This is a genomic window from Nisaea sp., from assembly GCF_017640745.1.
Classification (GTDB): domain Bacteria; phylum Pseudomonadota; class Alphaproteobacteria; order Thalassobaculales; family Thalassobaculaceae; genus Nisaea.
On record NZ_JAEPQA010000009.1, the window covers coordinates 60,779 to 87,085 of the forward strand.

The following is a 26,307-nucleotide window of genomic DNA, read 5'->3' on the forward strand; positions in this document are numbered from 1 at the left end:
ACTTTTCACCCAGCCTTTCTCAACCGCGCCTCCTCGATCCGTTGCCGCGCGATCCGGTCGGCGACCTCGCCCGGGGGCAGGTCCTGGCGGGCGGCTTCGGTGAAGACGGCGTCGAGGGTCTGCATCAGGCGGTCGAGCTTGGCGCGGACCCATTCCGGGTCGTAATTGCCGGAGATTTCCGCCGCGACATTGATGATGCCGCCGCCGTTGATCACATAGTCCGGCGCGTAGAGGATGCCGCGCTCCTGCAGCAGGGCACCGCTCTCCGGGCCGTCGAGCTGGTTATTCGCCGCGCCGGCGACGACCGGGACCTTCAGGCGCGGGATGGTCGTCGCGTTCAGGATCGCTCCGGCGGCGCAGGGGGCGAAGACATCCGCGTCGACATCGTAGATCGCCTCCGGATCGACGACGTCGGCGCCGAACTCGCTGACGGCGGCCTTCAAAGCGCTCTCGTTCACGTCGGCGACGACGAGGCAGGCGCCCGCGTCGTGCAGCAGTCGGGCGAGGCCGTAGCCGACATGACCGATGCCCTGGATGGCGATTGTGAGGCCCTTGACGCTCGGGCGCTGCAGCTTGTGCTTCACGGCGATCTTCAGGCCGCGAAAGACGCCCTCCGCGGTGACGGGCGAGGGATCGCCGCTCGCCGCCTTGCCTCTGGTCAGGCCCGCGACATAGCGGGTGCGACGGGCGACCTTCGCCATATCCTCGGGGCCGATGCCCATGTCCTCGGCGATCCAGTAGCTGCCGCCGAGCCTCTCGACCGCATCCCCGAGGCTTTCGAGGAAGCGGTCCGTCTTGTCCGTCTCGGGGTCGCCGATCACCACCGCCTTGCCGCCGCCGAGCGGCAGTTCGGCCATGGCGTTCTTGTAGGTCATGCCGCGCGAGAGCCGGAGCACGTCGGTCAGCGCCTCGTCCGTGCTGTCGTAATGCCGCATGCGGCAGCCACCCGCGGCGGGGCCGAGGGCGGTCGAATGAATTGCGATGATGGCTTTCAGCCCGGTTTCCGGGCAATGGGCGTAGCTGACGGTCTCATGGCCGTCGAAGCTGGGTGAGTCGAAGACAGCGCTCATGGCTTTCCTCCCGACTGGATCATTGCCGCCGGGCCACCGAGCGCCGCTCTTATCGCCGCCGCTCGGGCCGACAATCCGTTGCTTTAAATGTGGGGGATTCAGCCGAAAATTTCCGGTCGTATTTGTCCTGGAACCGGACCATCAGGTGCCGGGAACGCGTGTTTCCGGCAATAAAGCTGCGTCGGAATGCCGCAGGGTCTCCTAGCGCAGCTTCCGTCCCTCCCGGTAGCCATGGCGGATCCAGTGCTGTTTCGGCGAAACGCCCGACTCGCGCACGTCCGGATTGGCGGCGAGATAGGCCTCCCTGTCGAAACCCTCGGCGAGCGCGACGGAATGTGCCGCAACCCTCCGGGCGACCCGTCTCACGGCTTTCTCGACGAGGTTCCCTGCCGGTCTCGCGGCAGGTTTGGCCGGACTTTCGCTGGCCGGGACGGAACGGCCGAGATATGTGCTCTCCTCGCTCTCGCCGGTCACGATGTTGAAGGGCGCACGCACATAGGTGTGCCCCTCGAAAACATCGCTGTAAGACGGTGTCCAGTAGAGGCAGTCTTCGAAATAATAGTGGGTCACCTGGCTCCAGCGCGTCCGATCGATATCGGCATGGCGTGAGCCGCCATGCAGGAGATGCGCGGACCAGATCAGCGCCTGCCCCTTCTTCGCCTTGAAGATCTCCGGGCTGTAGCCGTTGCCGTGCACCAGATCCTGCCAGGCGAAGGCAAGTCTTTCCTGCAGCTTTCTCTGATCGCCTCCGGTCGCCCGCATGCCAATCAGGTCGTTGGTCAGCAGCGGCGTGCGGTGGCTGCCGGGGGCATATTGCAGCGCGCCGTTGCCTTCGTCCGTCTCTTCAAAGGCGAGCCAGACGCCGCACATGAAGCCGTCTGGAACGCTGGAGAAGAAGGCGGCGTCCGAATGCAGCGTCTGCTGCGTGCCGACCGGGAAGTTCAGGGTCTGGAAGGGAAAGGCCTTGCGGCCGAAGACGGCGCTGAGGATCTGCAGAACCCGCTCGTTGCAGGCAATCCGGTGGACGGCCTCGACCTCCTGCCAGAGATCCTGGAGTCGAAGCCCGTCGGAGACCGGCCAGAGCTTCTCGCGCCAATGGCCGAAATCGAAACGGGGTGTGAGCGCGGTGCGGATCTCTTCCATCAGCCCGTCGATGCCGGGATCGGGGAAATCGATCACGGCATAGCCGTCGCGATGGAGGTCTTCGGCGACCCTCTGGATTTCGGGATCCGCATCCTTGAGCAGGTCGTCGCGCTGCGGATGGTCGAAGGTCGGAATGCCGGGAAGGTTCGTCTCTTTCGGTGTGGCCATTGTGGCGGCCTCTCGATTGAGTGTGTCAGGGCAGGGCGTGGGTTTGTTCTCCGACCCTACAGAATTTGTGCCCTGTTTTTCCACCCCCGCTTGTAATTTTTTGCGACGTTTGCCGGAAAACGGCGGGTTTGCTCAGTCGAAGATCAGCGCCAGAAGGAGCGCTATCGGCGGGCGTGCCGCCCCTTTCCGGATTGTGCCCGCGAAAAAAGTACTGTGTCGCCAGCCTGATCCTACTCAGCTGTCAGGCACGCGGTTTCGCCTTTCAACCAGTCCCGCAAGACCGGCAGGTCGGTCTCCAGATCCTCCCGGCCGGTATGGACAAGGTAGTAGGTCTCGCCCGCCAGTTCCGGTCCGAATGGTCGGACCAGGGCGCCGCTTGCCAGTTCCTCCGCGACAAGCACGGGGCTGAGCAACGCGACGCCCTGTCCGGCCAGGGTGGCCAGGATCAGATGATTGTCGTCGGTGAAGACCGTCGCCGCGTCGGCATTTGGAGCAGGCAGACCTGCGGTCTCGTGCCAGCGCCTCCAGCTTGGGGTCCGGGCGTCTTCCAGGCGCCATTCGCTGCGGAGCAGCGGCGCATTCTGAAGATCGCTGTAGCTCCCGATGGCGAGGGCGGGGCTGCACATCGGCGCAAAGCTCTCCTCGAGGACCGGTTCCGCGACAAGGCCGGGGAAGGGCGCAGTTCCGTACCTGATGGCGAGGTCCGCTTCGCCGCCATGCAGATCCACCGGATCGTCTGATGCATGCAGTCTGAGGGTAAAACCGGGTCCTCGGGCTTTCAGGCCGGCCAATCTCGGGATCAGCCATCGCGCCGTGAAGCCGGTTGTCGCCGACAGCGTGAGGACCCGGTCGCGGGTCGGCGTGCGGATGCGGTCGACGGCCATGGCCATGGAGGCGAACGCGTTCCGGACGACCGGGAAGAGATCCTGCCCCTCGGGTGTCAGCTCCACCTTCCGCGGAGTGCGCCGGAACAGCTTTTTTCCGAGCTCTTCTTCGAGCTGCCGAACCTGATGACTGATGGCGGTCGGTGTCACCGCCAACTCTCCGGCCGCACGCTTGAAGCTCAGATGTCTCGCGGCGGCCTCGAAGGCTCTCAAAGCGGTGACGGTCGGTAAACGTGACATGAATGAATCTAATTCATCTTCATGATGAAAAATCCGAGTTTGTAGCTTCCCATCATAACAACAAAATTCATCTGTTGAACGATCCTTGACGGAGTCCTTCGACAAAGATCGCTGTCCTTTCAGGCATCATGGGAATGAAAGAATGAGATCCATACTTCGTATAGACAGCAGCGCACGCTCCGGCACTTCCGCCGAAAACCGGTTCGGGTCGCATAGCAGGCGGCTGACGGACCGTTTCGTGGCCCGGTGGCGAAGCCATTGTCCGGACGATCCTATCGTCAGTCGTGATGTCGGCGCCTCGCCGCCGAAGCCCGTAAGCGGCGACTGGATTCATGCGGCGTTCACCCCGGCGAAAGACCGGGAGGCGTGGATGGGAGAGGCGCTGGCCGAGAGCGACGAACTGGTCGATGAACTCCTGTCCGCCGATATCATCGTCGCCGGGGTTCCGATGTACAATTTCGGGATGCCGGCCCAGTTCAAGGCCTACATCGACAATATCGTCCGCGTGGGCCGGACCTTCGGATTTGATCGCTCGCGCGGCGATGTTCCCTATTGGCCGCTCGTGCCCGAGGGCAAAACTCTTGTCATCCTCTCCGCCCGGGGTGACTACGATTACGGCCCGGGCCGGCGGCTGGCGCATATGAACCATGTCGAGCCCGGGGTCGAGACGCCGTTCGCCTATATCGGCATCACCGACGTGCACCGGATCGCGATCGAGTATGACGAGTTCGCGGACCAGCGGCTGCGGGCTTCGATCGCAACTGCCGAAGAGGCCGTCGACAAGCTGGTGCGCAAACTGGCCCGGCCGGAGGCCCACGCAACCGCCGCCTGATCCGGACCGGCGTCAGTCGAAAAGCAGTGCCAGCACGGCGATGAAGAGCGCCAGCCAGACCGGCCAGAAGGAGCGGCGGCGGCGGGCGTTCTCTTCGGCGAAGCGGGCGACGGTCTCGGGATGCAGCTTCATCCCTCCCTCGGTCAGCGTGCCCATCACCCGGTCCGTCGCCTCGATGATCTGCGGCAACCGTTCCGCAAGCGAAATGGCCTGTGACGCCGCTTCGCGGACCCGGGCCTGCGGGCCGCGATGCTCGCGCATCCAGTCCTCGATCATCGGGCGCGGCAGTTCCCACATGTTGACGTCGGGATTGAGCGTCCGTCCGACGCCCTCGGCCACCACCATGGTCTTCTGCAGCAGCAGGAGCTGGGGTTGGGTCTCCATCTCGAACTGCTCGGTGATGCGGAAGAGCTGGGCCAGGAGGCGCGCCACGGAGATTTCGTTCAGCGGCCGGCCGAGCAGCGGCTCGCCGATCGAGCGGCAGGCCTGGGTAAAGGCCTCGACGCTCTTGTGCGCGGGGACGTAGCCGGCGCGGAAATGCACCTCGGCGACCTTGCGGTAATCGCCGGTCAGGAAGCCGGTCAGCATGTCGGCGAGATAGTAGCGGGTCTTCTGGTCGAGCCGGCCCATGATGCCGAAATCGACCGGCACCACGCGTCCTTCGGCGTCGACGAAGGCGTTGCCCGGATGCATGTCGGCATGGAAGAAGCCGTCGCGGAAGACCTGGTTGAAGAAGGCGGTGGCGGCGCGGCGGAGGATTTCCGTCGGCTCCTGGCCCTGCTCGATGAGGGTCTCGAGATCGTCGATCCGCGTGCCGTGCACCCGCTCGATCGTCATCACCCGGGCCGTGGTCCGGCTCCAGTCGACCTTCGGCACCCGGAAGCCCGGATCGTTCTCGAAATTCTGCGCCAGCTCGGAGGCGGCGGCGGCCTCCATGCGCAGATCCATTTCCATCTCTACGGTTTCCCGGAAGAGTTCGATCACCTCAACCGGCTTAAGGCGGCGGATCCAGGGCCAGTGGGTCTCCAGCAGCTCGGCGATCCAGTGGAACAGGTCGAGATCGCGGGCGAAACGCTTCTCGATGTCCGGGCGCAGGATCTTGACCGCGACTTCCTCGCCCTCGGTCGTCACCGCGAAATGCACCTGGGCGATCGAGGCGGCGGCGACGGGCTTTTCCTCGAAAGAGGCGAAGACCTCGGCGATCGGCCGCTCCAGTTCGTCTTCGAGGGTCCGTTTGGCGATCTCCGTCGAAAACGGCTTGAGGCGGTCCTGCAGGCGCGAGAGGTCATGTGCCTGCTCCTCGCCGATCAGGTCGGAGCGGGTCGCCAGCGACTGGCCGAACTTGATGAAGCTCGGTCCGAGCGCGCTCAGCGCTGCCGCAAGCCGTTCGCCCGGGCGCAGCCGGTCATAGCGCCGGTCGCGGAACAGCAGGACGAAACGTGCCGCGACGGCCAGGGCCGGTGCCTGCGGGATGTTCGCCAGCGGCGCAAGCGCGCCGTGCCGGGCGAGGATCCAGGCCGAGCCGCAGAGGCGGAGCAGGTTGCGCAGGGCACGCCACATGACGGGTCAGAGCTTCCAGGCGGAATGGATCGCCGCGATCCCGCCCGAGAGGTTGCGGTAGCGGATGCGGCCGAGGCCGGTCGCGCCGATGCGCTCGACGAAGCTCTCCTGATCCGGGAACTTGCGGATGCTCTCGGCGAGATACTGGTAGGCTTCGCGGTCGTCGGCGACGCGGGCGCCGATTTCCGGCAGAACCTTGAAGGAATAGAAATCGTAGACCGGGTCGAGCGCCGGAATGGCGAGCCGGCTGAATTCGAGGCAGAGGAAGCGGCCGCCCGGCTTCAGCACCCGCTTCGCCTCGCGGAGCGCGGCGTCGATATCGGTCACGTTCCGGAGCCCGAAGGCGATGGTGTAGAGGTCGACGGAGTTGCTCTCGACCGGCAGAATCTCGGCATTGCCGACGATCCAGGTGAGGCCGTCGATGCCTTTCTCCGCGGCCCGCTCGCGGCCGACGGTCAGCATGGCCTCGTTGATGTCGCAGACCGTCACCGGCCCGCCGCCGCGTGCCCGGTAGCGGAAGGCGATGTCCCCGGTCCCGCCGGCGACGTCGAGCAGCGCGAGGTCCGGCCTGGGCGCGATCCAGTCCATCAGCGCGTCCTTCCAGAGCCGGTGGATGCCGAGGCTCATCAGGTCGTTCATCAGGTCGTAGCGCCCGGCGACGGAATCGAACACCTGGCGCACCATCTCGGCCTTCTCGCCGACCGGCACGTCCCTGAAGCCGAAATGGGTGGTGGCGCTCTCTGTCATAGAGATGTTCCCGCAATTGCGACCGGCACCGGCGCCGTGTCCCCCCGTGATCTAGCCCAGAGTGACGCGTAATCCAACTGCAGAAGCGTGCGCGCTTGTCGCACGCCGCGCGCTCGCCTAGAGAGAAGGCGAGCGTCCAGGACGAGGGAGCCGCCCGTGCCCGAACTGCCCGAAGTCGAAACCGTGATGCGCGGCCTGCAGCCTTTCATGGAAGGCCGGCGGCTGGCGCGCGTGGAGCAACGGCGCCCGGATCTGCGCTGGCCGCTGCCGGCCGATTTCGTCACCCGTCTGGAGGGACGCCGCGTCGACCACATGACGCGGCGGGCGAAATACATCCTCGTCCATATGGAGGACGGCACGGTGCTGCTCTGGCATCTCGGGATGTCGGGAAAGGTCAATATCGACACGGCCCGCCCGGCGGAACTCGAGAAGCACGACCACATCGTCTTCACCATGGAGGACGGCACGGTGATCCGCTTCAACGACCACCGCCGCTTCGGCGCCATGGACCTGATCCCGGAAGCCGGGCTCGCCGGTCACAAGCTGATCGCCGCGCTTGGTCCGGAACCGCTCTCCAACGCCTTCAACGGCCCGGCGCTGGCCGCCGCGCTCAAGGGCAAGCGGACCCCGATCAAGGCGGCGCTGCTGGACCAGAAGGTGGTCGCAGGGCTCGGCAACATCTACGTCTCGGAAGCGCTGTTCCGGTCCGGCATCTCGCCGCTCCGCCTGGCGGCGAATGTGCAGGGCCAGCGGGCCGAGCGGTTGGCCGCGGCGATCCGCGAGGTGCTGGAAGCCGCGATCCTCGCCGGCGGCTCCACCCTGCGCGACCATCAGCGCCCGGACGGGGAACTCGGCTATTTTCAGCATTCCTTCCAGGTCTATGACCGTGAGGGCGTGCCCTGTCCGGTCGAGGCCGGGCACGGCCCGGTTCGCCGGATCGTGCAGTCCGGCCGCTCCACTTTCTATTGTCCCCGCTGCCAGCGCTGAGGTAGAAGCAGCCGTCATGTCTATTCGGCGACAGATGAGGAGCGGGTCCCTGATCCCGGCCCTCCGTTCTCTTGCAAGCGTGCTGACTCTGGTCCTGCTCCTGGCGTTCGCCCGGACGGGAACGGCGGCGGACGGCTTTGTCGAAGGCTTTGCCGACCTGCCGCTGATGCCGGGTCTGGAGCAGATCCAGGATGCTTCGCTGGCTTTCGACGCGGCCAGCGGACGGATTGTCGTCGCCTTTGCCCGCGGGCCTCTGTCCGCGGATCAGATCCGGTCCTTCTACGCGGAAACGCTCGGCCAGCTCGGCTGGAGCGGCGCGGGGGAGGACAGCTTCCAGCGTGAGGGGGAGAGACTGACGCTGGATTTCACACCGGACGGCGGGGAAACGCTGGTCCGGTTTTCCTTGTTGCCAAGGTGACCGCGCGGCCCCCTTCGGGCGGCCGGTAACGGATGAATGGGAGCAATCCGATGGCGTATGAATGTATCGAAATCGAAAAGCGCGGGCCGGTCGGCCTGATCACGCTGAACCGTCCGAAGGCGCTGAATGCGCTGTCGAGCAAGCTCATGGCGGAACTTGGCGAGGCACTCGCCGCGTTCGAGGCGGATGACGAGGTCGGCTGCATGGTCCTGACCGGCAGCGAGAAGGCCTTTGCCGCCGGCGCAGACATCAAGGAAATGCAGAGCAAGAGCTTCGCCGACGTGTTCAGCGAGGATTTCATCACCAGCGGCTGGGAAGATCTGACCCGCTGCCGCAAGCCGGTGATAGCGGCGGTCGCGGGCTACGCGCTCGGCGGCGGCTGCGAGGTCGCGATGATGTGCGACTTCATCCTCGCGGCCGACACCGCCAAGTTCGGCCAGCCGGAAATCACCATCGGGACCATCCCGGGGTCCGGCGGCACCCAGCGCCTGACGCGCTTCGTCGGCAAGTCCAAGGCGATGGAAATGTGCCTGACCGGGCGCATGATGGATGCCGAGGAAGCCGAGCGTGCGGGCCTCGTCAGCCGGATCGTTCCGGCGGCCGAGCTGCTGGACGAGGCGATCAAGACGGCGGAGCGGATCGCGGCCATGTCGCGCCCCTCCGTCATGATGGCGAAGGAGGCCGTGAACCGGGCCTACGAGAGCACGCTGGCCGAGGGCATCAAGTTCGAACGGCGGCTGTTCCACGCCACGTTCGCCACCGAAGACCAGAAGGAAGGCATGTCGGCATTCGCGGAAAAACGGCAGCCCAATTTCAAACACCGCTGATTCCTGAAATCAGTCGGATTTACGCGGTTGACGCGACGGGGGCACTCGTCTATAAGCCGCGCTCTTGATTTTCCGCGCATCGAGCTGGGATTAGAAGCAAATGGCGCAACATCAGTCTGCCAAGAAACGTATTCGCCGGAACGAACGGCGCCGGGTTGTCAACCATGCCCGGATCAGCCGGATCCGCACCTTCGTGAAGAAGGTCGAGATGGCGATTGCCGGCGGGGACAAGGAAGCGGCCCAGGCCGCCTTCAAGTCCGCGCAGCCCGAAATGCAGCGTGGCGTGACCAAGGGCGTTCTGCACAAGAACACCGTGGCCCGCAAGCTGTCGCGGCTGTCCGCACGCATCAAGGCGATTTCCGCTTAAGTTCTGTCTCTCCGACAGGACTGGATTGAAGAGCCGCGGCCTTGGCCGCGGCTTTTTCATTTTGACCGACCGTTGTCGCGCGGGAGCGGACTTCCGTGACGGCCCGATGACAGTTTCGTTGGGGTTTGGTGGCCGAAAACCGGCCCGATGACCCGCGCGGACGCTCCGATGCGGCGCGTTTATTTATAAAATCTCATTAAAAACAGTGTGTTAATAACTTCCTTCCGGAGGATGAAATCGGAACGCGATGTCATCTTTGAAGGACGGAATTCAAGGCTTTGATTCAAAGCGGAGATTGATTCTGTCAAGGAAAAGATCCCCGCGCAGAACGAAAAAAAATCGTCATTTTGGACAGAGTCTAGGTTGCGCCCGGAGGGGGTCTTGGGTAGTTTGGCTGCCTGTTGCCGCGCTGAGGTGCAAACAAAATGAATAGTAAATTTCAAAACTTCAGTTTCGGTGCTCTCTATATGTTGTGGTTCGGACAGGCATTCACCATGAGCGCCAAGTAAGAACTTCGGCATTTCAGAGTTTTATTTCGCACAACCCGAAGAGTTCAGGGCGTCGCCGGGAGCGATTTCTGCTGGGGAAAGTGCGTCCGGGGGAATGAAGTTCTGGCCGGCCGGTCATTTTGGTGGGGCATATTTTGATGACCGAAGCCGCGTTGGAGAAGGGGACAAGAAGAGGTTTGGATGTGTTGGGTGAATTCGGACCGGGACGGCATGTTGGCGGGGGTGGGCAAATGACCGCGGATATGTCCGGCGATCAGGAACTGTGCTGGGCGCGGGTGCGCGGCCGGTTGAGGACCGAACTGGGTGACGCGGTCTTCCGCAACTGGCTGAAGCCGCTGAGCTTCGAAGGAATCGACGAAGGCACGGCGATCATGCGGGCGCCGAGTCCTTTCGTACGCGACCGGGTGCGGTCGCAATATTCCGATCGTCTGCGCGCGATCTGGTCTGTCGAACATCCCGGCGTCAAGTCGATCGCGATCTTTGCTGCGGGCCGCGCGAAACCCGAACCGGTGTCCGAGGCGTCCGAGGGCGAAAGCCCGGCTGCTGACGCCGCGGAGACCGGAGCGCCGATGCCGGCGCCGGCGGTGAGGGGCGTTTACGAGCCCGAGGAGCGGCCCGATTTCGAGGCGCCGCTCGATCCGCGTTTCACCTTCGACAATTTCGTCGTCGGCAAGCCGAACGAACTGGCCTTCGCCGCCGCCCGCCGGGTCGCGGAAAGCGAGGCCGTGCCGTTCAACCCGCTGTTCCTCTATGGCGGCGTCGGTCTCGGCAAGACCCACCTGATGCATGCCATCGCCTGGCATGTCCGGCAGAAGCATCCGCGCCGGCGGGTGATCTATCTCTCCGCCGAGAAGTTCATGTACCAGTTCATCCGGGCGCTGCGCTTCCGCGACACGGTCGCGTTCAAGGAGCAGTTCCGCTCGGTAGACCTGCTGATGATCGACGACGTGCAGTTCATCAGCGGCAAGGATTCCACGCAGGAAGAGTTCTTCCATACCTTCAACGCGCTGGTGGACCAGAACCGGCAGGTAGTGATTTCCGCCGACAAGTCGCCGACCGACCTCGAGGGCATGGAGGAGCGGCTGCGCTCCCGCCTCGGCTGGGGCCTTGTGGCGGATATCCATCCGACGAACTACGAGCTGCGCCTCGGCATCATGCAGTCGAAGGCCGAACGGCTCGGCGTCGAGATGCCGGAGAAGGTGCTGGAGTTTCTCTCGCACAAGATCTCCTCGAACGTCCGCGAGCTCGAGGGGGCGCTGAACCGGATCGTCGCGCATTCGACGCTGGTCGGCCGGGATATCTCGCTCGAGATGACCCAGGAGGTCCTGGCGGACCTGCTCCGGGCCAACGACCGCCGGGTCACCGTCGAGGAGATCCAGCGTCAGGTGGCGAACCATTTCCAGATCCGGCTCTCGGAGATGCATTCGGCCCGCCGCTCGCGCGCGATCGCGCGGCCTCGTCAGGTGGCGATGTATCTTTCCAAGCAGCTCACCTCGCAGTCGCTGCCCGATATCGGGCGGAAATTCGGCGGCCGCGACCACACCACGGTGCTGCACGCGGTGAAGAAGGTCGAGGAGCTCCGGGGCCAGGACAAGCAGTTCAACGACGATGTCGACCTGCTCCGCCGGATGCTGGAATCCTGACCCCCGGCGGCTGCTTCCGGGACCGGTTCCGATAGGTCAGAAAAGCGAACTTTTTTGCCCTTGAAACTACCGCAAGCACCATGCACTTGTGCTATAGTTTCACGGACCTGCCTCATATGGTGGCCCATGGCTGCCGGCGGGTTGGTAAATTGGGGATCAACGTTCCAGCCGATAAGTAGAAGAATATGAAAATCGTTATTGATCGCGCGGCTTTGCTGAAGCCTCTCGGACACGTCCAAAGTGTGGTGGAACGGCGGAATACGATCCCGATTCTGTCCAACGTTCTGTTGAAGGCGGCGGACGGCCGGCTCTCCCTCAGCACCACCGACATGGACATGGACATCGTCGAGGCGGTGGCCTGCGAAGTGGCGGAAGCCGGCGTCGTTACGGTGCCCGCCCACACGCTCTACGATATCGTGCGCAAGCTGCCCGAGGGGTCGGATGTCGAGCTGGCCGCGACCGGCGATGTCAGCCGGGTCACGATCCGCGCCGGGCGCTCGAACTTCTCCCTGCCGGCCCTGATGCCGGAGGAGTTCCCCGCGCTCAGCGGCGATGCCCTGCCGCACAGCTTCGTGATCAGCGCGGCCGACATCTGCATGCTGATCGACCGGACCCGTTTCGCGATCTCCACCGAGGAGACCCGCTATTACCTGAACGGCATCTATCTGCACGCAGCCGACGCCAACGGCGTCAAGGTGCTGCGCGCGGTCGCGACAGACGGCCACCGTCTGGCGCGGGTACAGATGCCGCTGCCGCAGGGCGCCGAGGAGATGCCGGGCGTGATCGTGCCGCGCAAGGCGGTGAACGAGATCTACAAGCTGATCGGCGAGGTCGAGGGCGATGTTACTGTGTCCCTCTCCGACACCAAGCTGCGCGTCGCGTTCGAGGATACCGTGGTCACCACCAAGCTGATCGACGGCACCTTCCCGGACTATGAGCGGGTGATCCCGAGCGGCAACGACAAGATGCTGCATGTCGACCGTCAGCGCTTCTCCGAGGCGGTGGACCGTGTGGCGACGATCTCGACCGAGAAGTCGCGCTCGGTGAAGCTCGCCGTGACTAGCGGCCAGCTGACGCTGTCTGCGAGCAGCCCGGACAACGGCACCGCGCAGGAAGAGGTCGAGGTCGATTACAGCGCGAGCGATCTCGAGATCGGCTTCAACTCGAAATACCTGCTGGACATCACCGGCCAGATCGAGGGCGAGAAGGCCGTGTTCAAGCTTGCCGACCAGGCCTCGCCGACGATCATCCTCGACCAGGATGACGAGAGCGCGCTTTACGTGCTGATGCCGATGCGCGTCTGAGGACGGACCGGTTCCCCGGCGTCCCGGCGGCTGAGCCAGCACGAATGGAAATGTTGAACGCATTGCGAAACACGGACATGTCCCGACCGATGCCCGGACCGGCTGAGATCATCGCCGGACGGGTTTCGCCGTGCGTCAGCCGCCTGTCCGTGACCGGGTTCCGCAATTATACCGCCGCCCGCATCGAGACCGACGCGCCGGCTGTCGTCCTGACCGGCCCGAACGGGGCCGGCAAGACCAATCTGCTCGAGGCCGTCTCCTTCCTCTCTCCCGGGCGCGGGCTGCGTCGGGCGCAGATTTCCGAGGTCGGACGGGCCAGTCCGGACGGCAGCCATGCCAACTGGGCGGTCGCGGCCGAGGTGGACGGACTCGAAGGCGCGGTCTCCATCGGCACCGGGCGAGATCCGGGACCCGAGGGCGACGGCCGCGCCGGCGGCGAGAAACGGCTGGTGCGGATAGACGGCGTACCGGCGAAGAGCCAGTCCGCGCTTGCCGAGCATCTCTCCGTCTCCTGGCTGACGCCGCAGATGGATCGGCTCTTCATCGAGGGCGCCTCCAACCGGCGCCGTTTCCTCGACCGTCTGGTCTATACCTTCGATCCGGACCATGCCGGCCGGGTGAATGCCTACACCCACGCGCTGCGCGAGCGGGCGCGGCTGCTGAAGAACGGCATCCGAGACCGGGCATGGTTTGCGGCGCTCGAGGAATCCATCGCCGAGAAGGCGGTCGCGATCGCCGCCGCGCGTACGGGCCTGGTGGCGCGCCTCAACGCGGAGACGGAAGCCGGCTCCGGACCGTTTCCGGGGGCCGAACTCTCCCTCGAAGGCGAGGTCGAGGCCGATATCGCGACCCGGCCCGCGCTCGCGGTCGAGGATGATCTGAAGGCCCAGCTCGAAGCCACGCGGCGCCTCAACGGCAGCGAGCCGGCGCCGGTGCCGGGCCCGCATCGCAGCGATCTCCTGGTGCGTCACATTCCGAAGGACATGATGGCGCCGCATTGTTCGACCGGCGAGCAGAAGGCGCTGCTGATCGCCATCGTGCTCGGCCATGCCCGCCTCGGCGCGCAGGAGACCGGCGCGGTGCCGGTCCTGCTGCTGGACGAGGTCGCGGCGCATCTCGATAGCGGCCGCCGGGCCGCGCTTTATGATATTCTACTCGCGCTCGGCGGGCAGGTCTGGATGACCGGCACCGACCGCGCGCTTTTCGCGTCCCTCGAGGGCGCCGGCCAGTTCTTCGCCGTCGAGGACGGCGCGGTCCGGGCCGACTGATCACCTGCGTAACTGGGAGCCGACATGGCACAAGACGATCTTCCGGAACAGAACGGCGCGAATGGCGAGCAGGCCGAATACGGCGCCGAATCGATCAAGGTCCTGCGCGGTCTTGATGCGGTCCGGAAGCGGCCGGGCATGTATATCGGGGACACCGATGACGGCTCGGGCCTGCACCACATGATCTACGAGGTCGTGGATAACGCCATCGACGAGGCGCTGGCCGGACATTGCGACCTCGTGACAGTGACGTTGAACGCGGACGGATCGGCGACGATCTCCGACAACGGGCGCGGCATTCCGGTCGACATCCATGCCGAGGAGGGCGTCTCCGCCGCCGAGGTGATCATGACCCAGCTCCATGCGGGCGGGAAATTCGACCAGAACTCCTACAAGGTCTCCGGCGGCCTGCACGGCGTCGGCGTCTCGGTGGTGAACGCGCTTTCGGAGAGCCTTGAGGTTCGGATCTGGCGCGAGGGCAAGGAGCATGTCATCCGCTTCCGCCATGGCGAGGCCGAGGCGCCGCTGGAGGTGGTCGGTCCCGCGAACGGCAAGAAAGGCACCGAGATCACCTTCCTGCCCTCCGCCCAGACCTTCACCAAGACCGTGTTCGACTTCAAGACGCTTGAGCACCGCCTGCGTGAGCTCGCCTTCCTCAATTCCGGGGTGCACGTGCTGCTGACCGACGCGCGCGAGGCCGAGCCGGTGAAGGTGGATCTGTTCTACGAGGGTGGGCTGAAGGCCTTCGTCGAATATCTCGACCGCAATCACCAGGCGCTGCATGAGCCGATCGTGGTCATCGGCGAGCGCGACGGGATCACCGTCGAGGTCGCGATGGAGTGGACCGACAGCTATCATGAGAACACGCTCTGCTTCACCAACAACATCCCGCAGCGGGACGGCGGGACGCACCTTGCCGGTTTCCGCGGGGCGCTGACCCGGACGGTCAACAACTACGCCCAGGAAAGCGGCATCGCGAAGAAGGAGAAGGCCCAGCTGAGCGGCGACGACGCCCGCGAGGGCCTCACCTGCGTGCTCTCGGTCAAGGTGCCGGATCCGAAATTCTCCTCGCAGACCAAGGACAAGCTGGTCTCCTCCGAGGTCCGGCCGGTGGTCGAGTCCATCCTCGGCGAGAAGATGCAGCAATGGTTCGAGGAACATCCGCAGGACGCGAAGCGCATCGTCTCGAAGGCCTATGAGGCCGCCGCCGCCCGCGAGGCGGCGCGCAAGGCGCGCGAGCTGACCCGGCGCAAGGGCGTGCTCGATATCGCCAACCTGCCCGGCAAGCTGGCCGACTGCCAGGAGCGGGACCCCTCGCTCTGCGAATTGTTCCTGGTCGAGGGCGACAGCGCCGGCGGTTCCGCCAAGCAGGCGCGCGACAGGAAGACCCAGGCGATCCTGCCGCTGCGCGGCAAGATCCTGAACGTGGAGCGGGCCCGCTTCGACAAGATGCTCTCGAGCCAGGAGATCGGCACCATCATCGCCGCGCTCGGCACCAGCATCGGCTCGGAAGAGTTCAATATCGAGAAGCTGCGCTACCACAAGATCATCATCATGACGGACGCCGACGTCGACGGCAGCCACATCCGGACCCTGTTGCTGACCTTCTTTTTCCGGCAGATGCCGGAACTGGTCGAGCGCGGCCATCTCTACATTGCCCAGCCGCCGCTCTACCGTGCCAAGAAGGGCAGCTCGGAGACCTATCTGAAGGACGACCGGGAGCTGGAGGCCTACCTGATCAGCAACGGCATCGACGGGGTCACCCTGAGGCTTGCCGACGGGACCCAGATCCTCGGCTCCGACCTTGAGCGGCTCGCCGAGCAGGCACGTGACGCCAAGACCCTGATCGAGCCGCTTGTGCGCCGCATCGGCTCCTCCTTCGTGGTCGAGCAATGCGCCGTCGCCGGCGTTCTCAACCCGGAACTGCTGGCCGACGAGGCCCGGGCGACTGAGGCTGCGGCGAGCATCGCCGCGCGGCTCGATGCGCTGTCGGAGGATATCGAGCGCGGCTGGACCGGGCACTACGATGCCGACAATATCGAACTCGTCTTCGAGCGCACGCTGCGCGGGGTGACAGAACGCTATCGGATCGACCAGGTTCAGGTCCGCACGCCCGAGGCGCGCCGCCTGACCGGCCTTGCGGCCGAGCTTGCCGCGACCTACGGCAAGGGCGCCTCGTTGCAGATGAAGGATACGGAGCGGGCGATCCATGGCCCGATCGCCCTCATCGAGGCGATCCAGGAGACCGGCCGCAAGGGTCTCGCGGTGAACCGCTACAAGGGTCTCGGCGAGATGAACCCGGACCAGCTCTGGGAGACCACGCTGGATGCCAACCAGCGCACCCTGCTGCAGGTCCGCGTCGATCATCTCGACGAAGCCCAGGAGATCTTCTCGACGCTTATGGGCGACGTGGTCGAGCCGCGGCGCGAGTTCATCCAGGAAAACGCCCTCAAGGTCGCCAATCTCGATATCTGATCGGCCGGCAGTCACGACAGCGGACCGAATTGTTGAAATTCATCAGTCCGTTGCCCGTGATTCTATGTGTTGATAAAGTTCCCCCGGGGAACGGTTTTTTCTGGGGGAACTTATTCATGCTCCGACGGGTAACGGCGTTCTGCGCCGTCCTCACGCTTGTCGCCTGCGCGGGCCGCGAGCCGGTGATGGTAGAATCCTACCAGCGCCACGACGAACAGATGTCCTGCGCCGAGATCGACCGCGAAATCGGCCGCAACAATGCGGGCATTCGGGCGCGTGTCATCGAATCCAGCAACCGGACCGGGCGCAACGCAATGGTGGGTGCCGTCGGGATCCTGCTGTTCTGGCCGGCGCTGTTCGCGCTCGACCTGAAGGACGGGGCCGGTCAGGAAATGACCGGGCTCGCTGCCCGCAACGACATTCTCGTTCAGTATGGGCGCGAGAAAGGCTGCGACATCCAGATGGCGCTCGATGTCGAGACCGCGAAGGCGGAATATGCCGCACGTTTCGACGAGGACGGCAATCTGAAGCCCGATGCGGGCGCGGTGACGGCGACGCCGTCAACCCGCTCTGTGCCCCGCCCGACTGCGGTCGCATCCAGCAGGCCGCCGGTCGAAGCCGGCAGCAGGGACGCGCTGCAGAACCTTATGAACGCCTTCCTCAATGGCGATATCGATCAGGCGGAATACGAGCGGCGGCGGGCTGCGCTCGGCTCCTGAACGGCGCGCCGGAACGTCGCATTCTCTCAGGCTTCGGCCGTTTTGCGCCACGGGCGATCTCACCTGGCTGCACATGTCGGAAATTCTTCGACAGGCGCTCTCGTCAGATTGTCCGTTCTTCCCCTTCCAAGGATGGGGTTGTATTCACGGCTGCTGAATAATATATAAGCAATCACTTATATAATATCCGAAACGCGAGGATGGGGCGATGCCAGCGCTTCCAATCGAAGCAATGGACAGGAAAGCAGCCGAAGTGGCCGACTTTCTGATGGCGGCCGCCAACCGGAACAGGCTGATGGTGCTCTGCCATCTCGCCGAGGCGGGAGAGCTGACGGTGACGGAGCTGGCCGGACTGGTCCGGCTCTCGCAACCGGCACTCTCCCAGCATCTGGCGCGAATGACAGAGGAAAAGCTCATCACCGTCCGGGCGGATGGACGCCGCCGCTACTACGCATTGAGCGAGGGGCCGGTCAGCGATCTGCTCGCCGCATTGCAGAAGCATTTCTGCCCGCCTGAAAGCGCGCGGGCCGCCGCCGAGTGACCGCATAACAGGAACCGAGGACAGAGACATGCAAGCAAGTGAAACACAGTTCAAAGGCATCGACACGCGGAGCGTCGCGCCCGATATCGAAGGCGGGAAGGCCGTTTTGATCGACATTCGCGAGAAGGACGAGCGGGCCCGTGAATGGATCCCGGGCTCGGTCTCGATCCCGCTTTCCGAATGGCGCGGCGCGGACCTCTCGCCCTACAAGGGCAAGCGGGTGGTGCTGCATTGCCGCTCCGGCAACCGGACGGTGGTCAACGCGCCGCTCTTCGTCGAGGCCGGGTTCTCCGATGTTTCCTATCTGCAGGGCGGCATCGAAGGCTGGAAGGATGCCGGTATGCCGGTGAACAAGAACCGCAAGGCGCCGCTGGAAATCATGCGCCAGGTGCAAATCATCGCCGGCGGCATCGCGCTGGCGGGCGGTCTCGCCGGCTATCTTGTGGATCCGGCCTATGCCCTGATCGCCGCCTTTGTCGGCGCCGGCCTGCTGGTCGCGGGCACCACCGGCTGGTGCGGCATGGCGCGCTTCCTCGCGCTGATGCCCTGGAACCGCCAGGCCTCGAGCTGACCTCCGGCTCTTCCTAACCGTGCAGCGCGACGGCGCGGGCTTCGGCCTCCGCCGCGCGCCGATGGTCGCCGAGCCCGCGATGGGCCCGGGCGGCAAAGCGCCAGTTCTGCGGGCTGGTCGGCTTCAGCGCGGTGCGTTCCGAAGCGAGTGCCAAAGCGAGTTCGTGCCGTCCGTCGCGGAGCGCGGCTTCCAATAGCGTCAGTCCGATGATGTCGCGCTGGGCATGGCTGCCGCCGAGATAGCGGGTGCGGTAGCGGATCGGCAGGAGGGTTTCGACCGCCGCACCGTATTCTTCCTTTGCGAAGGCTTTCAGGGCCCGGCAGAACGGCTCCCCGACCGTGCGCGTCATCGCCGAATTCGCATCGTTCGCGGCGGACGTGTAGCGCTCGTGTGCGTGCAGCACCCGGTCGGCCACCTCCCAGCGCCCGTCCGCCACGAAGGTCATCATGGCGTGGACATCGTTGAAGGCGTAGAGCGTGTCGGTCGCGCTTGATTCCCACTTGTCGGCGAGCGTCTTCCAGCGGTCTCCGACATCGATTCCCAGCAGATTGAGCCGCCAGAGCAGGGCCGCGGCATCGAGTTCCTCGTAGCGGTCGCCGCTCTGGTCCGTGCTGCGCAGGCAGGTGTCGTAGACATCCAGCACGCGGTCGGTCTGGCCGAGATCGAGATGGTAGAGGGAGAGGTGCCACCAGAGATGGTTAGCGAAATTGCCGTAGGCCCAATCCCCTTCGCGTGAGCGCATCCAGTTGATCCCGCCGGACTGCCGCCCCTGACTCTCCATCACGTGGGCGACCGCATGGACGGCGTAGGCGTCGGCCGGATTGAGGGCGACGGCGCGGCGGCCGCATTCCTCCGCCATGGCAAAATCCCGGTTCTCCTCCAGCCCGAAGGCATAGAGTCCGAGCACATAGCCGTATCCGGGAACGCTCTCGTCCCAGGCATGGAGGATGCGGGCGACCCGGTCGCGCTGGTTCGTGGTGTCGCCGAGCAGCACGTCCGAGAGATGGGCGAGCTGCAGGGCGAGCAGGTCGCGCGGATAATGCACCAGCACGTCGTCCCAGAGATCGACGGCGCGGTGGAAGTCGCCGTCGGCCCAGGCGCGGATCGCCCGGATATGCATCCGCTCGCGTTCGTTCGCGCGGGACGCCAGCGCCTCCGCCCTCTCCAGCGCATTCACCATGTCGCCGTAAATCCGCGTCTCCATCGCCTGGGTCAGCAGGGCCGCCTTGAAGATATGGCCCATGACGAAATCCGGCGCGCCGTCGAGAACTTCCTCGATCTCGCCGATAGGATCTCCGGAGTAGGTCAGGAACAGCTCGTGAGCCTTTTCCAGTCCGGCGACGAGGTCGGCATCGGCGGTCGAGACAGCGAGGTCGCGGCTGTCATGGATGATCATGGCGGGTCTCCCGGCGGGATCTCATTGCACTGCTGGATAGCTACGCTCCGGGCCGATCACGCACAATGCGAGAGCGCGTGATCAGGTCTTGAACATGGTTCCGCATACGGGACAGATTGAATTTCATCGTGAAATATATAATGTATTTAGCGGGTTAATCGGATAAATCAGAAATAACTTGAGCTATCTCCTTTAACTTATTGGTCTATAGCAAGAATTATGAAATTTAATCCGCCTTTGATGCGATTTTCGCAGTTAAAGCAATATATTAAGTGATGGAAAATTATTTGCCTATATCAAGAGCTTATGAGTTAATTCTCAAATCAAACATGAGCTACGGAAACCGATGGCACGGACTCCGACACGAAAACCCGCGGCAGACGGGCGAAACGCGCGTTCCGGAAAGGCGAAATCCGGCGCAGCGCGGGACAGTGCCGCTGCCAAACCCGGCGTGAAATCCCGAAGCCGCGCCACGCCGCGGCGCCGCAAGTCGGCGGTCGTGCGTAAGCGGACCGGGTTCCTCGGCGCGCTCCTGAAATACGGCTTCGTCGCTGCGATCTGGATCGGCGTCGCCGTCGGCGGCCTGCTCGCCTATCACGCCTACCAGCTTCCCGACATCACCGATCTCGACCGCTACGAGCGCGCCGGCGCGACCCGTCTGCTCGACCGGGATGGTGCGATGTTCGTGTCCTACGGAGCGCTGCACGGGAAACCGGTCGCCGCGAACAGGCTGCCGGAAAGCCTGGTTCAGGCCCTGGTCGCGACTGAGGACCGGCGCTTCTTCTCTCATTTCGGGATCGACCCGATCTCGATCGCGCGTGCGGCCCTGGTCAATTTGCAGGCCGGCCGCACCGTGCAGGGCGGAAGCACGCTGACCCAGCAGCTTGCCAAGAACGTCTTCCTCAGCGCCGAGCGCTCCTATTCACGGAAGATCCAGGAGCTGCTGCTCTCCTTCTGGCTGGAGCACCGCTTCTCGAAGCAGGAGATCCTCGCGATCTACCTGAACCGGGTCTATTTCGGCGCGGGCGCCTATGGGGTCGACGCCGCGGCGCGGAAATATTACGGCCGCCCGGTGGAGGATCTCACAGCCTATCAGTCGGCAATGCTGATCGGCCTGCTGAAGGCGCCGTCGCGCTACAATCCGGCGGTGCACCGGGAGCTTTCCGAAGGTCGCACCAAGCAGGTGCTGCTGAACATGGCGGATGCGGGCTACCTCACCGAAGCCGAAGCGCTTCGGATTGCCTCGAAGCCGGCGGCGATCCGCGGCGCGGCCGGAGTAAGCCGCAATCACCGTTACTTCGCCGATTGGGCACGCGAGCGGGCGAGCGGGTATGCAGGGCCCGGCGGCGGCGACCGCACGATCCGCACCACGCTCGACCTGCGCCTGCAGCGCCTTGCCGAGCAGGCTGTCGCGGAGGGCATGAAGCGCGGCGTCAAGAAGGGGGTCCGCCAGGTCGCCATGGTGGTGATGTCTCCCGACGGCGCGGTCCGGGCCATGATCGGCGGCCGCGACTACGGCGCCTCCCAATTCAACCGGGCGACCCAGGCGCTGCGCCAGCCGGGCTCCGCCTTCAAGCCCTTCGTGTTCCTTGCCGCGCTCGAGGCGGGATATCAGCCGGAAACGCCTGTGACCGACGCCGCGCTCGCCATCGACGGCTGGCAGCCGCGCAATTTCGACGGTCGTTTCCGGGGCGAGGTCACGCTTGAGGATGCGCTCGCCGACTCGCTCAATGCGGCGACGGTCAGTCTCTCGGAAGCCATCGGCCGCCGCCGGGCGCTCTCCGTCGCACGGCGTCTCGGCCTGACCGCGACCCTGCCGGACCAGCCGAGCCTCGCGCTCGGTTCGGGAGAGGTGACGCTGCTGGAGATGACCGCGGCCTATGCCGCCTTCGCCAATCACGGCCGTTTCGTCACGCCCTATGCGATCGAGGCCATCGGGACCACGGCCGGCGGAACGATCTATGCGCGCCCGGAAACCAACGCGCCGGAAGTGGTCGATGCCCGCGCCGTCTCCGATCTCAATCGGATGCTGCAGAGCGTGGTCGAGCGCGGCACCGGCAAGCGGGCCTGGATCGACCGGCCCGCCGCCGGCAAGACCGGGACGTCCCAGGGGTTCCGCGACGCGTGGTTCATCGGCTACACGGCGGATCTCGTCGCCGGGATCTGGGTCGGCCGCGACGACGCCTCGCCGATGGACGGGGTGACGGGCGGCAGCCTGCCGGCGGAAATCTGGGCGGCCTTCATGTCGGAAGCCGCGAAAGGTCCGCCGCGCCCGCTCGCGGGCCTCGACCAGGGCAGGGCGAACAGGCTCTGAACCTGGTTTCCTAGAAGCGCGGCATCCCGATATCCACGATCAGCGGCAGGTGGTCCGAGCTGACATGCGGACCGAGCGCCGTACTCTTCACATCGAGCGTGGGCGTGACCAGCACATGGTCGAGCGGCAGCGCCATCGCCGATCCGAGCCAGTTCTCTCCCCAGGTATAGGTGCGCCGGAGCCCGGGAACGACCCTGGTGCCTGAGTTGCGGGCCACTTCCTGCACCGCATGGCTCCAGGGCGCGGCGTTGAAATCGCCGGTGAGGACGAGCGGTGTGCCGATCTCCGGCCATGCGGCGGACAATCCCGCGATCTGGGCGGCCTGCGGCGAGGGGAACGGCCATCTCAGATGCAGGGAGGCGACGGTCACGTCCTGGCTATCCCGTTCGACCGAAGCCCAGGCGAGGCGGTAATCGTTCTGACATCCCGTTGCGGTGAAGGGGGTGCGGGACAGCACGGCTATGGCAGAGGAACTGCGATAGCGGCAGATCAGTTGATGGGGATAATCCTTCTTGAGTCGCCGGATGACCTTGGGTGACTCCAGCGACAGTTCCTGCAAAGAAACGACGTCGGGATCGGCACCGGCAATGAACGCGGCGACCCGGTCCGCGTCGGCATAGATGTGGTGGAGGTTGAGGGAAACGATCCGGAGGTCCCCGCCTTCCTTGCCCGCATCGGCCGCCGAGGCCCCCCCTCCGAAGAGCTGTCCGAGCAGGCCGACGCTCACCACGATGGTCGCCGCGAGGGCGAGGCCGTTGACCCAGGCGCCGGTCAGGAAGAGCAGCGGAACGAACGGGAGGGCGAGCACCACGAGATGCAGGCGGAAATGCGAGAAACTGTCGGCCAGCGGATGAAACGCGCCGAGCATTCCGGCGATGAGGGCGGCGGCAATGCCCCAGGAGCAATAGATCGCGAACCGCTTCAGAGAATCCATGAGGGAAAAACCCTGCGCTCGGAGAAAGACACGAAAGACGGTGCGGACTTTCGCCTCGAAATTTGACCGGAAAGTGAAGGCTTTAAGGCGCAGCGCTCAGCCGTAGCGGTGCAGCACCGCGCCGTGCCGTTTCAGCCAGGCGCGCGAGGTGTCCATGTCCTCGACCAGCCGCTCGACGAGGGCCCAGAAGCGGTGCGAGTGATTCATCTCGATCAGATGCGCCGCCTCGTGGGCGCAGACATAGTCGAGCACATGCTCGGGCGCGAGGATTAGGCGCCAGGAGAAGGAGAGCGCGCCTTTCGAGGAACAGCTGCCCCAGCGGCTTCGCGTATCGCGGATCGAGATCCGTGACGGACGGCGGCCGAGCTGCTCGGCGTAATGCCGCGCCCGCTCCGAGATCTCGCGCCGCGCCTCGCGTTTCAGCCAGTCGGTCAGGCGGCGGGGCAGATGATCGGCGCCGCCGGAGATCTCCAGTCGGGCGGGCTCGGTCTCCCGCGCCTCGATCCGGCGGACCGTGCCGCGCCGTTCCGGGGTGTGTCGGATCAGATGGTCGGTGCCGAGCAGGGGGATGGTGACGCCGTCGGCGAAGGGGACGGAGTCCGGTAGCCGCTTCAGCCGCTCCTCGAGCCAGACGACGTTGCGAGCGACGAAGCTCTCCGCCTGGGTCGGCGCGACCCCGCGGGGGAGCACCAGTTCCGGCATGCCGCGCGCCGGATCGACCTTGAGCGACAGCCGCCGGGCGCGGGCCGAGATCCTGACGGGGACCTCGATCAGCGCGCCGTCACGTCCTGTGACGATCAGCGGGCGGGCGTCTTTCATGGTGCGGCATCACCAAGCGGTTGGGGGTTGGCGGGGCCAGTCTACTACATATTTGAGCTTGCGGGACCGCCTTCGATCATTCCGCGGCCCCCTTCGGGCGGGGAATCAGGGCCAGCGCGACAAGCGCAAGCAGGCCCGAGACCGCGAACACGTCCGGCATCACGTGCGGGTGCTGGTTCTGCAGGCTGCTGATCACCAGCGAGCCGAGAGCGCCGGTGCCCATCTGGGTGAAGCCGAGCAGCGCCGAGGAGGACCCGGCCATGTGCGGAAAGTGCTGCATCGCGCCCGCCATCGCGCTCGGCAGGGCGAGGCCCATGGCGAAGAGCAGGATCATGCTCGGACCGATGATGGTGAGCGCGCTGACATGGCCGAGTTGCGCCGGAACCACCATCGTGATCCCGGAAATGAAGGCGAGGATCGCGCCCGCCCGCACCATGCCGTAGAGGCCGACCTTTCGCCCGAAGCGATTGGTGATCAGGTTGCCGGAGAGGAAGCCCGCGACGTTGAAGAGAATCAGCAGCCCGTAGCTCTGGGGCGAGAAGCCGAGCTCGACCATGAGCAGATAGGGCGACCCGGTCTGATAGGCGAAGAGGGCGCCGAAGATGGCGCCGATCAGAAGGGCGTAGCCGCTGAAGCGCCGGTCGGTGACGAGGCTGCGATAGTTGCGCAGCATGGCGCCGAAATCGGTCGCGTCGGGCCGCTTCTCGCGGATCGTCTCCGGCAGGCGAAGGAGGCAGAAAAGCGCGAGGCCGAGCGCGATGGTGGCCATCAGCACGAAATTCGCCTGCCAGCCGAAATGGGTGTGCAGCTGGCCGCCTACGGTCGGGGTCAGGGCGGGCGAGAGCGCCATCGCCATGCCGATATAGGAGAGGATACGCGCCGATTCGGCGCCCTCGGTCTTGTCGCGGACGACGGCGCGGCTGATCGCCTGCCCGGCGCAGGCGCCGATGGCGAGCAGCAGGCGGGCCGCGATCAGGGTCCAGATCGAACTGGCGAGCGCGCAGGCGATGGCACCGGCGGCATAGACCAGCAGCCCGCTCAGCAGCACCGGCCGCCGCCCGGCACGGTCCGAAAGCGGTCCGATGAAGAGCTGGAACAGGGCGAAGGCCGCGAAATAGACCGTCAGCGTGAGCTGGACCGTACCCATGTCGGTGTCGAAATACGCGACCAGCGAGGGCAGGGACGGTACGAACAGGCCGACCGACATCTGCCCGAGCGCGACCATCAGGGTCAGCGTCGTGATGCCGCCGAGCGAATCGACCCGGTAATCGGAATTTTTCATCGATGTTCTTCGAAAGAGACGGGGGCCGCCCCGTCGGACGGCCCCTCTCTCATAGCGCATTATCCGGCCCGGGTAAAACCGCACGGTTTACCCGGTGGCGGCAACGGCCTCCCGGCCACCGGCCGCTTCGGCGGCGAGCAGCCGGCGCTTGCGCTCGACGCCCCAGCGATAGCCGGTGAGGCTGCCGTTCGCGCCGACCGCGCGGTGGCAGGGGATGACCAGCGCCACCCGGTTGCTGCCGCAGGCCCGGCCGACCGCACGCGAGGCGCCCGGCTTGCCGATCTCGGCCGCGAGTTCGCCGTAGGTCCGGGTCTCGCCGGTGGGAATGGTCATCAGCGCTTCCCAGACCTGGCGCTGGAAGGCGGTGGCCTGGATGTCGAGCGGCAGCTTGCGGTCCGGCGCCTTTCCCTCGAGCCGGGCGAGCACCTCGTCGGTCAGCCGCCCCAGCGTCTCGTCCTCGCGCACGATCTCCGCCAGCGGAAAGTCCCGCCGCAGTTCGGCCTCGAGCGCGCCCGCATCCTCGCCGAGGCCGACGGAGCAGATCCCCGCCTCCGTCGCCGCGACCAGCACCCGGCCGAGCGGCGAGGGTGCTGTGGTGAAGGCGATGACGGCGCCGCGCCCGCCCTTGCCGTAGGTCGCCGGAGTCATGCCGAGCTGTCCGCGGGCCTTTTCGTAGAGCCGGCTGGAGGAGCCGTAGCCGGCACCATAGAGCGCCGGGGCGACCGCCTCGCCCGATTTCAGGTTCTGCCTCAGCCGCTCCAGCCGCCGCGCGTCCCAGTATTGCCGGGGCGAGACCCCGGTCACCGCCTTGAAGGTGCGTTGCAGGTGATGGGGCGAGAGACCCGTCGCTGCTGCAAGTTCCTCTAGCGTCGGGGCCGTCTCCTCCGCCGCGTCGAGCAGGGCGCAGGCCTCCGTCACCGCCTGCCGGCGCCGGGCCTCGGCGGCGTCCTGACCGAGGCATTTCCGGCACGGCCGGTAGCCTGCCGCCTCTGCTTCCGCCGGGCTCTCGTAAAAACGAACGTTCTCGCGTTTCGGTTTGCGCGAGGGGCAGGACGGCCGGCAATAGATCCCGGTCGTGACCACGGCATAGAAGAAAGCGCCGTCGGCAGCCGCGTCACGCTCCGTCACCGCCGCCCAGCGGGCCGCGTCGTCTGTGAATGCCTTGCTCTGATTGCTCACTGGATTGTCCGGCATGGCCCGGGCCTCCTCGGTTGCGAGACCTATTCTATAGCCTCCCGGGCCATTCGCCGACTATCCGGGCCTTGCGCGGCAAACCGGCTTTTCGATCG

Annotated in this window: 23 protein-coding genes; 13 read left to right on the top strand and 10 right to left on the bottom strand. The window is 65.4% G+C overall.

Features of this window, described 5'->3' with window-relative positions:
- Window positions 1-5: 5 nt before the first annotated feature.
- The 3 genes from JJ959_RS08385 to JJ959_RS08395 all read right to left on the bottom strand — a co-directional run bounded on the left by JJ959_RS08385 (window position 6) and on the right by JJ959_RS08395 (window position 3,505).
- A complete protein-coding gene (locus JJ959_RS08385; protein ID WP_292882012.1) occupies window positions 6-1,070 on the bottom strand; it encodes a Glu/Leu/Phe/Val dehydrogenase in 1,065 nt (354 codons plus the stop codon).
- 201 nt (window positions 1,071-1,271) lie between these two features.
- Window positions 1,272-2,381 (bottom strand): phytanoyl-CoA dioxygenase family protein, encoded by a 1,110-nt coding sequence (locus tag JJ959_RS08390; protein ID WP_292882015.1) that lies wholly within the window; start codon window positions 2,379-2,381, stop codon window positions 1,272-1,274.
- 230 nt (window positions 2,382-2,611) lie between these two features.
- A complete protein-coding gene (locus tag JJ959_RS08395) occupies window positions 2,612-3,505 on the bottom strand; it encodes a LysR substrate-binding domain-containing protein (RefSeq protein WP_292882018.1) in 894 nt (297 codons plus the stop codon).
- A gap of 142 nt (window positions 3,506-3,647) precedes the next feature.
- On the opposite strand from JJ959_RS08395, the gene JJ959_RS08400 reads away from it, so the two are divergent.
- Entirely contained in the window at window positions 3,648-4,337 is a 690-nt protein-coding gene (locus tag JJ959_RS08400) for an NAD(P)H-dependent oxidoreductase (protein ID WP_292882021.1), read from the top strand.
- A gap of 12 nt (window positions 4,338-4,349) precedes the next feature.
- Here JJ959_RS08400 and ubiB read toward each other — a convergent pair whose 3' ends face one another.
- Window positions 4,350-5,897 (bottom strand): 2-polyprenylphenol 6-hydroxylase, encoded by a 1,548-nt coding sequence (gene ubiB, locus JJ959_RS08405; RefSeq protein ID WP_292882024.1) that lies wholly within the window; start codon window positions 5,895-5,897, stop codon window positions 4,350-4,352.
- Window positions 5,898-5,903: 6 nt separating this feature from the next.
- Complete coding sequence (ubiE, locus tag JJ959_RS08410) at window positions 5,904-6,644, bottom strand: bifunctional demethylmenaquinone methyltransferase/2-methoxy-6-polyprenyl-1,4-benzoquinol methylase UbiE (RefSeq protein ID WP_292882027.1); 741 nt, start codon at window positions 6,642-6,644, stop codon at window positions 5,904-5,906.
- 156 nt (window positions 6,645-6,800) lie between these two features.
- Between ubiE and mutM the strand changes: the two genes are divergently transcribed.
- The 11 genes from mutM to JJ959_RS08465 all read left to right on the top strand — a co-directional run bounded on the left by mutM (window position 6,801) and on the right by JJ959_RS08465 (window position 18,273).
- Window positions 6,801-7,631: a bifunctional DNA-formamidopyrimidine glycosylase/DNA-(apurinic or apyrimidinic site) lyase gene (mutM, locus tag JJ959_RS08415; RefSeq protein WP_292882030.1), complete on the top strand. Its 831-nt coding sequence runs from the start codon at window positions 6,801-6,803 to the stop codon at window positions 7,629-7,631.
- Window positions 7,632-7,665: 34 nt separating this feature from the next.
- Window positions 7,666-8,049, top strand: a complete 384-nt coding sequence (locus JJ959_RS08420) for a hypothetical protein (RefSeq protein WP_292882033.1) — start codon at window positions 7,666-7,668, stop codon at window positions 8,047-8,049.
- 50 nt (window positions 8,050-8,099) lie between these two features.
- Entirely contained in the window at window positions 8,100-8,876 is a 777-nt protein-coding gene (locus JJ959_RS08425; protein ID WP_292882036.1) for an enoyl-CoA hydratase, read from the top strand.
- A 100-nt stretch (window positions 8,877-8,976) separates the two neighbouring features.
- Window positions 8,977-9,243 carry a 30S ribosomal protein S20 gene (gene rpsT / locus JJ959_RS08430; RefSeq protein ID WP_292882038.1) on the top strand — a complete coding sequence of 89 codons (267 nt, stop codon included), beginning with the start codon at window positions 8,977-8,979 and terminating at the stop codon, window positions 9,241-9,243.
- Window positions 9,244-9,982: 739 nt separating this feature from the next.
- On the top strand, window positions 9,983-11,395 hold the full coding sequence (dnaA, locus tag JJ959_RS08435; protein ID WP_292882041.1) for a chromosomal replication initiator protein DnaA: 1,413 nt from the start codon (window positions 9,983-9,985) through the stop codon (window positions 11,393-11,395).
- A gap of 185 nt (window positions 11,396-11,580) precedes the next feature.
- A complete protein-coding gene (gene dnaN, locus JJ959_RS08440; RefSeq protein WP_292882043.1) occupies window positions 11,581-12,699 on the top strand; it encodes a DNA polymerase III subunit beta in 1,119 nt (372 codons plus the stop codon).
- 89 nt (window positions 12,700-12,788) lie between these two features.
- Window positions 12,789-13,967 carry a DNA replication/repair protein RecF gene (gene recF, locus JJ959_RS08445; protein ID WP_292882046.1) on the top strand — a complete coding sequence of 393 codons (1,179 nt, stop codon included), beginning with the start codon at window positions 12,789-12,791 and terminating at the stop codon, window positions 13,965-13,967.
- A gap of 24 nt (window positions 13,968-13,991) precedes the next feature.
- Window positions 13,992-16,442, top strand: coding sequence for a DNA topoisomerase (ATP-hydrolyzing) subunit B (gene gyrB, locus JJ959_RS08450; RefSeq protein WP_292882048.1), 2,451 nt, complete (start codon window positions 13,992-13,994; stop codon window positions 16,440-16,442).
- A 116-nt stretch (window positions 16,443-16,558) separates the two neighbouring features.
- Window positions 16,559-17,161: a hypothetical protein gene (locus JJ959_RS08455; protein ID WP_292882051.1), complete on the top strand. Its 603-nt coding sequence runs from the start codon at window positions 16,559-16,561 to the stop codon at window positions 17,159-17,161.
- A 208-nt stretch (window positions 17,162-17,369) separates the two neighbouring features.
- Window positions 17,370-17,702, top strand: coding sequence for a metalloregulator ArsR/SmtB family transcription factor (locus tag JJ959_RS08460; RefSeq protein ID WP_292882053.1), 333 nt, complete (start codon window positions 17,370-17,372; stop codon window positions 17,700-17,702).
- Window positions 17,703-17,730: 28 nt separating this feature from the next.
- Window positions 17,731-18,273: a rhodanese-like domain-containing protein gene (locus tag JJ959_RS08465; RefSeq protein WP_292882056.1), complete on the top strand. Its 543-nt coding sequence runs from the start codon at window positions 17,731-17,733 to the stop codon at window positions 18,271-18,273.
- Window positions 18,274-18,286: 13 nt separating this feature from the next.
- On the opposite strand, the gene JJ959_RS08470 is transcribed toward JJ959_RS08465, so the two are convergent.
- Window positions 18,287-19,669, bottom strand: coding sequence for a tetratricopeptide repeat protein (locus JJ959_RS08470; RefSeq protein WP_292882059.1), 1,383 nt, complete (start codon window positions 19,667-19,669; stop codon window positions 18,287-18,289).
- Window positions 19,670-20,015: 346 nt separating this feature from the next.
- On the opposite strand from JJ959_RS08470, the gene JJ959_RS08475 reads away from it, so the two are divergent.
- The gene (locus JJ959_RS08475) at window positions 20,016-21,983 is read left to right on the top strand and encodes a transglycosylase domain-containing protein (RefSeq protein WP_292882061.1); all 1,968 of its coding nucleotides are present in this window, start codon (window positions 20,016-20,018) and stop codon (window positions 21,981-21,983) included.
- Between the two features lie 10 nt (window positions 21,984-21,993).
- Here the strand turns inward: JJ959_RS08475 and JJ959_RS08480 are convergent, their stop codons facing one another.
- The 4 genes from JJ959_RS08480 to ada form a co-directional block, all read right to left on the bottom strand.
- Window positions 21,994-22,917 carry an endonuclease/exonuclease/phosphatase family protein gene (locus JJ959_RS08480; protein ID WP_292882064.1) on the bottom strand — a complete coding sequence of 308 codons (924 nt, stop codon included), beginning with the start codon at window positions 22,915-22,917 and terminating at the stop codon, window positions 21,994-21,996.
- A 96-nt stretch (window positions 22,918-23,013) separates the two neighbouring features.
- The gene (locus tag JJ959_RS08485; RefSeq protein ID WP_292882067.1) at window positions 23,014-23,736 is read right to left on the bottom strand and encodes a SprT family zinc-dependent metalloprotease; all 723 of its coding nucleotides are present in this window, start codon (window positions 23,734-23,736) and stop codon (window positions 23,014-23,016) included.
- A 76-nt stretch (window positions 23,737-23,812) separates the two neighbouring features.
- On the bottom strand, window positions 23,813-25,018 hold the full coding sequence (locus tag JJ959_RS08490) for a multidrug effflux MFS transporter (RefSeq protein WP_292882069.1): 1,206 nt from the start codon (window positions 25,016-25,018) through the stop codon (window positions 23,813-23,815).
- An 87-nt stretch (window positions 25,019-25,105) separates the two neighbouring features.
- Window positions 25,106-26,197: a bifunctional DNA-binding transcriptional regulator/O6-methylguanine-DNA methyltransferase Ada gene (gene ada, locus JJ959_RS08495; protein WP_292882072.1), complete on the bottom strand. Its 1,092-nt coding sequence runs from the start codon at window positions 26,195-26,197 to the stop codon at window positions 25,106-25,108.
- Between the last annotated feature and the right edge of the window lie 110 nt (window positions 26,198-26,307).

Coding starts and splice junctions, on each gene's coding strand:
- JJ959_RS08385 (WP_292882012.1), bottom strand. CDS start 1,070: ATGAGCGCTGTCTTCGACTCACCCAGCTTCGACGGCCATGAGACCGTC.
- JJ959_RS08390 (WP_292882015.1), bottom strand. CDS start 2,381: ATGGCCACACCGAAAGAGACGAACCTTCCCGGCATTCCGACCTTCGAC.
- JJ959_RS08395 (WP_292882018.1), bottom strand. CDS start 3,505: ATGTCACGTTTACCGACCGTCACCGCTTTGAGAGCCTTCGAGGCCGCC.
- JJ959_RS08400 (WP_292882021.1), top strand. CDS start 3,648: ATGAGATCCATACTTCGTATAGACAGCAGCGCACGCTCCGGCACTTCC.
- ubiB (WP_292882024.1), bottom strand. CDS start 5,897: ATGTGGCGTGCCCTGCGCAACCTGCTCCGCCTCTGCGGCTCGGCCTGG.
- ubiE (WP_292882027.1), bottom strand. CDS start 6,644: ATGACAGAGAGCGCCACCACCCATTTCGGCTTCAGGGACGTGCCGGTC.
- JJ959_RS08420 (WP_292882033.1), top strand. CDS start 7,666: ATGAGGAGCGGGTCCCTGATCCCGGCCCTCCGTTCTCTTGCAAGCGTG.
- JJ959_RS08425 (WP_292882036.1), top strand. CDS start 8,100: ATGGCGTATGAATGTATCGAAATCGAAAAGCGCGGGCCGGTCGGCCTG.
- rpsT (WP_292882038.1), top strand. CDS start 8,977: ATGGCGCAACATCAGTCTGCCAAGAAACGTATTCGCCGGAACGAACGG.
- dnaA (WP_292882041.1), top strand. CDS start 9,983: ATGACCGCGGATATGTCCGGCGATCAGGAACTGTGCTGGGCGCGGGTG.
- dnaN (WP_292882043.1), top strand. CDS start 11,581: ATGAAAATCGTTATTGATCGCGCGGCTTTGCTGAAGCCTCTCGGACAC.
- recF (WP_292882046.1), top strand. CDS start 12,789: ATGCCCGGACCGGCTGAGATCATCGCCGGACGGGTTTCGCCGTGCGTC.
- gyrB (WP_292882048.1), top strand. CDS start 13,992: ATGGCACAAGACGATCTTCCGGAACAGAACGGCGCGAATGGCGAGCAG.
- JJ959_RS08455 (WP_292882051.1), top strand. CDS start 16,559: ATGCTCCGACGGGTAACGGCGTTCTGCGCCGTCCTCACGCTTGTCGCC.
- JJ959_RS08460 (WP_292882053.1), top strand. CDS start 17,370: ATGCCAGCGCTTCCAATCGAAGCAATGGACAGGAAAGCAGCCGAAGTG.
- JJ959_RS08465 (WP_292882056.1), top strand. CDS start 17,731: ATGCAAGCAAGTGAAACACAGTTCAAAGGCATCGACACGCGGAGCGTC.
- JJ959_RS08470 (WP_292882059.1), bottom strand. CDS start 19,669: ATGATCATCCATGACAGCCGCGACCTCGCTGTCTCGACCGCCGATGCC.
- JJ959_RS08475 (WP_292882061.1), top strand. CDS start 20,016: ATGGCACGGACTCCGACACGAAAACCCGCGGCAGACGGGCGAAACGCG.
- JJ959_RS08480 (WP_292882064.1), bottom strand. CDS start 22,917: ATGGATTCTCTGAAGCGGTTCGCGATCTATTGCTCCTGGGGCATTGCC.
- JJ959_RS08485 (WP_292882067.1), bottom strand. CDS start 23,736: ATGAAAGACGCCCGCCCGCTGATCGTCACAGGACGTGACGGCGCGCTG.
- JJ959_RS08490 (WP_292882069.1), bottom strand. CDS start 25,018: ATGAAAAATTCCGATTACCGGGTCGATTCGCTCGGCGGCATCACGACG.